The sequence below is a fragment of the Streptomyces sp. SAS_281 genome (assembly GCF_052542855.1).
The window spans coordinates 1-2,497 of sequence record NZ_JBMNDO010000243.1 but is presented as its reverse complement, the minus strand read 5'-3'; the positions used below and the strand labels follow the sequence as shown (position 1 = coordinate 2,497).

General features: G+C 66.8%; 3 protein-coding genes. All 3 read left to right on the top strand.

The window, feature by feature from the left end:
* The first annotated feature begins 122 nt into the window (after positions 1-122).
* The 3 genes from ACN6LM_RS37870 to ACN6LM_RS37860 all read left to right on the top strand — a co-directional run bounded on the left by ACN6LM_RS37870 (position 123) and on the right by ACN6LM_RS37860 (position 2,438).
* Positions 123-767 carry a hypothetical protein gene (locus tag ACN6LM_RS37870; protein ID WP_445069962.1) on the top strand — a complete coding sequence of 215 codons (645 nt, stop codon included), beginning with the start codon at positions 123-125 and terminating at the stop codon, positions 765-767.
* A gap of 90 nt (positions 768-857) precedes the next feature.
* Positions 858-1,043, top strand: a complete 186-nt coding sequence (locus ACN6LM_RS37865) for a hypothetical protein (RefSeq protein ID WP_014047325.1) — start codon at positions 858-860, stop codon at positions 1,041-1,043.
* A 132-nt stretch (positions 1,044-1,175) separates the two neighbouring features.
* Positions 1,176-2,438 (top strand): hypothetical protein, encoded by a 1,263-nt coding sequence (locus ACN6LM_RS37860; RefSeq protein ID WP_445069961.1) that lies wholly within the window; start codon positions 1,176-1,178, stop codon positions 2,436-2,438.
* The last annotated feature ends 59 nt before the right edge of the window (positions 2,439-2,497 follow it).

Below are 2,497 nucleotides of genomic sequence, written 5' to 3'. Positions count from 1 at the left end.
TCCATCTCCGCCAACCCGGCACGGCTCCTCCCCCTGCGCCGTGCTCCCATTGGCCAGCATCGCCGAGTCGCGCCGTTCCGCGCCGAACTGCGCCGAAGCGCGCCGGATGTGGTTTACTTGCCATGCTGCGACTGAAGGAGGTGTGCGGCTTGGCGACAGATGCCCAGCTGCCCGACTGGGCCAACGAGAAGATGCCGACCAAGGTCCGAGTCGCCTTGTGGCTTGCGACCCAGGTGGGGGAAGGGAACGTCTTCAGTAAGGATCAACTGAGGACGGCGTTTCCTGCTGCCGCGCAGATCGACCGCCGAGTGCGGGAGCTTCGTAACCACGACTGGGTGATCGCGACCAGTCGTGACGACGTGAGCCTGGCGCCGCATGAGATGCGATTTGTTCGGGCGGGGGCGCTGATCTGGGAACCGGGGGTGCGTGCGGAGCTTCGAGAGCAGTCGCGCGCGCTGGCCCCGCTGCGTACGGCCGATCCTGAGCACTACTTCGAGACTCGAGCCCTGACGACTATCCGGCAAGCGACGGACCCCGAGGCGGTTTGGGAGCGGCTGCAGGAACTCTCCCGGGATGAGAAGTCGATCATCCTGGCCTGGATCGCCATGGGTCGGCGACCTAGTTCCCCAGTGGAACTCGCATGGCGCGCTTACCGAAGCCTGCCCGAGGCGCGGCGTCGAGAAATGGCCGCGAGGCTTGGTGAACTCGTCAGCTCCGAGCTGCACGACGAATCGCTTGCACCTGATGAACGCAGCGTTGAGCGCTGACCCACATACTTCCGCCGGATCCCGTGTCACCTTCCACAGATCTCCGGGGTCCGGCGGATGGTCCAACCCATCTGAACGAGGAGAAGAACCATGTCCAGTATGCGTGTCCCGGTGGTCGGAAGCGAGCGGCCGCCCAGGTTCGAGATGTTCGTCGCGGCCGTCGCCGTCGGTTACGCGGCGGGATACACCACCGGCATCGGCAGCGAGGCCCAGCAGGTGCTCGGATCCGTGACGGTCACGGCGATCGCGTGGCTCTGGGACAAGTGGCGCCGCTGATCACCAGCATGGTCGGCCGCTGATCTCCGGCCGACTCCTTACGGCCGGCCCCGCGAACTTCGGGGCCGGCTACCAGACTTCGAGCCCATATGCGCCCTGTTGAGTGTCAGTGGTCGTTCCTATGGTGGAGGAATGGCTAATGGGGTGTGGCACACCGGATATGGCATAGAGATCAATCTGTCCCTGCCCGACCTCGGTCACCCGGACCGTCCCGATCTGCTCCAAGAGATCACCGCCCGCGTCGCCGAACGCGATCCGCAGTTGCTCGAGTGCCTGGCGCACCACGACAAGCGGGAGTGCCAGTCGGAGTCGGGCGGTAAATCGCCCTGGATGTTCATCCGTCGAGGGCGCGTGGGTGGCCGACGGCCGCTCGTCGCCTCGCACCTGCCGATCACGCACAAGGCGACGCCGGCGGAGAGCGCACAGCACAAGGCCACCAAGGAGCGGATCGTCGAGACCGCCGGGCGGTATGGCCTGGACGCCGAGGCTGAGGTTCCCATCGGCAACCGGCGCAGCATTTCGGACGCCGTAGTCGTCGGACCCGGCGGCACGCGGATCGGCTGGGAGATCCAGTACCACCACCTCAGTCCCAGCAGCGTGCACCGGCGCTCGGTCAACGCCGTGGAGCACGGCATCACTCCCCTCTGGGTAGCGAAGGACCGGACGGCCTCCCTGATCGACCGCGCTCCGTGGGCGCGGGTCGACGACATGCCGTGGAAGGACATCGCCGATGGCAAGGAGATGGTGATCCGCGGTGGGTACCGGCACCTCGAAGTCTGGAAGTGCGTACCAAGCAGCGAACGCCACTGCCTCATCAGTGAGGGTGCCGGCCACTGTGGCGCGATTCACGCGGACTGGTTCGTGCCCGCACTGTGCCTCCCGGAGAAGAAGCCGGTCTTCATCGAGGACTTAGTCCTGCAGAGCGCCACTGGTGAGAGCGTCCCGGTCTACGTGCCCAACCGAGGAATCGGCCGTGCCGGTCGGCACATGTGGGTCTCGGCCGACGACTGCGCGCTGTGGCAGGAGCTCATCGGCGAGAAGACGCCTCTCCCGGCGTCCCCGGCCGAAGAGGAGGACGACGTGATCACCTTCGCCGAGCAGGAAATCGGCCGCGCCTGCCGAGCAGGGGAGGAGGGCTGGTTCGTCAGCGACGGCCGGCCCATCCGTGACCTTGACCAGCCGACCGGTGGCTTCACGCTTCCCCGCATGCCGGTTCGGCGCTCCTGCGACCCGTTGCGGATCACCACCGTGGAACGCGCCGCCGCCTCTGCCGCACTGGGATGCCCGCCGTGGGAGCTCGGGCTGTGCGCCGGCTGCGGCCAGATGATGCGGCGCTACGGGCTGAACGCCGCCATGTACTGCAACGTGTGCCGGTCCGTCCTCAACGGGCGATAGCCGGGAACTGCAACCAAAACTGCAACCACCAACGTCGAAGGGGCCCCCCGCAAGCGGTG

Bases quoted from the DNA above. Each gene is read 5' to 3' on its own strand.
- ACN6LM_RS37870 (WP_445069962.1), top strand. From the start codon at position 123: ATGCTGCGACTGAAGGAGGTGTGCGGCTTGGCGACAGATGCCCAGCTG.
- ACN6LM_RS37860 (WP_445069961.1), top strand. From the start codon at position 1,176: ATGGCTAATGGGGTGTGGCACACCGGATATGGCATAGAGATCAATCTG.
- ACN6LM_RS37865 (WP_014047325.1), top strand. From the start codon at position 858: ATGTCCAGTATGCGTGTCCCGGTGGTCGGAAGCGAGCGGCCGCCCAGG.